Here is a 2,619-nt window from a genome sequence, read left to right as displayed (position 1 = left end):
GCGCGGCAGGCCGCAGGCGCTGCCGACGCCCCGTTGTCTCGGCGCGAGGCGGAGGTCGCGCGGCTCGTCACTCGCGGGGCATCCAACCGGACGATCGCCGAGGAACTCTATCTCTCCGGGCGGACCGTCGAGCAGCACGTCAGCAGCGCGCTCCGCAAGCTCGGCCTACCCAACCGCGCGGCTTTGGCGGCATGGATGATCCGGCGCGACGCTGAGTCACGGAAGGCTTTCGCGTCGCGACCCGGACCGTGAGTCGACAGACACCCGTTGCTGGTGCCGGTGGTGGGAGTCGAACCCACACGCCCTTTCGGGCAACCGAGTTTGAGTCGGTCGCGTCTGCCATTCCGCCACACCGGCGCACGCGAGGCGATTCTCGCGCGTCCCGGGATTGACCATACCGTAGGATTCAAAGGTGACTGAGCAGGAACAGACCGCGGGCCCCGGGCCCGCTTCGGCATCCGCCCCGCGACGCGTCGTCGTCGCCGAGGACGAGTCGTTGATCCGGCTGGATATCGTCGAGATCCTCCGGGACAACGGGTTCGACGTGGTCGGCGAGGCCGGAGACGGCGAGACGGCGGTGCAACTGGCGACCGAGCTGCGACCGGACCTCGTCATCATGGACGTCAAGATGCCTGTGCTCGACGGCATCAGCGCGGCGGAGCGACTCAGCAAGAGCCACATCGCCCCCGTCGTCCTGCTGACGGCGTTCAGCCAGAAGGAGCTCGTCGAGCGCGCCAGCGAGGCCGGTGCGCTCGCGTACGTCGTCAAGCCCTTCACGCCGAACGACCTGCTTCCGGCGATCGAGATCGCCCTCGCGCGGTACGAGCAGATCATCACGCTCGAGGCCGAGGTCGCCGACATGGTCGAGCGGTTCGAGACCCGCAAGCTCGTCGATCGCGCCAAGGGCCTGCTCAACGAGAAGATGGGCCTGACCGAGCCCGAGGCCTTCCGTTGGATCCAGAAGGCGTCGATGGACCGTCGCCTCACGATGCAGGATGTCGCGAAGGCGATCATCGAGCAACTCTCGCCCAAGAAGTCCTGACCCTCCCGCGAGACCCGCTCGCTGGGTCGAGACCCGCCGATTGTTGCAGGGGTCTCGACCCACACGGGCGGTCTCGCGGGTCAGCGCGCGGTCAGAGGTCGCGGATCAGGTTCGTGATGCGGATCGTCGAGCAGCGGCGACCCTGCTCGTCTGTGACCGCGATCTCGTGCACCGTGAGGCTGCGCCCCAGATGCACGGGCGTGCACACGCCCGTCACGATACCGCTCGTGGCCGAGCGCGTGTGCGTCGCGTTGATGTCGACGCCGACGGCGAGCCGACCCGCGCCGGCGTGCAGGTTCGCGGCCATCGACCCGAGTGACTCGCCGAGCACGACGTAGGCACCGCCGTGGAGCAGCCCCACCGGTTGCGTGTTGCCCTCGACGGGCATCGTCGCGACGGAGCGCTCGATCGAGAATTCGGTGAACTCGATGCCCATCTTCTCGGCGAGTGCACCCATGCCGCGGCGACGGGCCCAGTCCAGTGCATCGGTGTTCTCGGCCGGATTCGCGGGGAGGTTCTCAGCGCTCATGGTCCACCTTCGGATGCGCACGGTATGGGGAATCGATGCAGACGATCGGGTGTCGGCACCCGCGCCTAAGCTTGCAGGGTGACGGACTCCGCAAAGCCTACCCTCCTCGTCGTGGACGGCCATTCGCTCGCCTACCGCGCCTTCTTCGCCCTTCCCGTCGACAACTTCACGACCAAAGACGGTCAGCACACCAACGGCATCTACGGCTTCCTGTCGATGTTCGTGAACCTCGTCAAGGCCGAGAAGCCGACACACCTCGCCGTCGCGTTCGACACCTCCCGGCACTCGTTCCGCACCGACCAGTATGCCGAGTACAAAGCCAACCGCTCGGAGTCTCCCGCAGAGTTCAAGGGGCAGATCCCGCTTCTGCAGGAGTGCCTCGCAGCCATGAGCGTCCCAGTGCTGACGAAGGAGGGCATCGAGGCGGACGACATCCTCGCAACTCTCGCGACGGCCGGCGCGGCAGAAGGCTTCGACGTGCTGGTGTGCTCCGGCGACCGTGACACGATCCAGCTCGTCACCGACGAGGTGACACTGCTCTACCCGAGCGTTCAGGGCGTGTCGCAACTGAAGCGCTACACGCCCGACGCCGTCGTCGAGAAGTACGGGCTGCCGCCGGTGAACTACCCCGACATCGCGGCGCTCGTCGGTGAAACGAGCGACAACCTGCCCGGCGTGCCCAAGGTGGGCGAGAAGACCGCCGTGAAGTGGCTGAACCAGTGGGGAAGCCTCGACGCGCTGCTTCAGAACGCCGACAAGGTCACCGGCGTCGTCGGGGGCAACCTGCGCGAGCACCTCGACGACGTGCGGCGCAACCGTTCCCTGAACACCCTGGTGCGCGACGTCGACCTGGGGATCTCGCCGACCGACTTGGTGGTGCAGCCGATCGATGCGCAGGCGGTGCGCGACATCTTCGCCCGACTCGAGTTCCGTACGCTCCTGCCCCGCGTGTTCGACGCGGTCGGGATCGACGCGCAATCCACCGCCCACGCCGGCGCTGCGCCCTCCGTCGCCGCGCCGTCCCCGGCAGAAGTGGATGCCGCCGGTG

Annotated in this window: 4 protein-coding genes and 1 tRNA gene; 3 read left to right on the top strand and 2 right to left on the bottom strand. The window is 67.6% G+C overall.

What is annotated here, in order from left to right; translation table 11 throughout:
- Positions 1 to 252, top strand: a 252-nt coding sequence (locus WBP48_RS04240) for a response regulator transcription factor (protein WP_424436552.1), incomplete at its 5' end; no start/stop codon positions are given.
- Positions 253 to 271: 19 nt separating this feature from the next.
- On the opposite strand, the gene WBP48_RS04235 is transcribed toward WBP48_RS04240, so the two are convergent.
- Positions 272 to 357 (bottom strand) — tRNA-Leu (locus tag WBP48_RS04235).
- 55 nt (positions 358 to 412) lie between these two features.
- On the opposite strand from WBP48_RS04235, the gene WBP48_RS04230 reads away from it, so the two are divergent.
- Entirely contained in the window at positions 413 to 1,042 is a 630-nt protein-coding gene (locus WBP48_RS04230) for an ANTAR domain-containing response regulator (protein ID WP_424436549.1), read from the top strand.
- 91 nt (positions 1,043 to 1,133) lie between these two features.
- Here the strand turns inward: WBP48_RS04230 and WBP48_RS04225 are convergent, their stop codons facing one another.
- Positions 1,134 to 1,571, bottom strand: coding sequence for a hotdog fold thioesterase (locus WBP48_RS04225; RefSeq protein ID WP_424436546.1), 438 nt, complete (start codon positions 1,569 to 1,571; stop codon positions 1,134 to 1,136).
- 78 nt (positions 1,572 to 1,649) lie between these two features.
- On the opposite strand from WBP48_RS04225, the gene WBP48_RS04220 reads away from it, so the two are divergent.
- Positions 1,650 to 2,619: 5'-3' exonuclease (locus WBP48_RS04220; RefSeq protein WP_424436543.1), on the top strand; the 970-nt coding region annotated here is incomplete at its 3' end.

It is taken from the genome of Microbacterium sp. (assembly GCF_049661145.1).
GTDB lineage: Bacteria > Actinomycetota > Actinomycetes > Actinomycetales > Microbacteriaceae > Microbacterium.
Note: the sequence above shows the minus strand (reverse complement) of the source record. Positions and strands in the feature narration are given on the sequence as shown.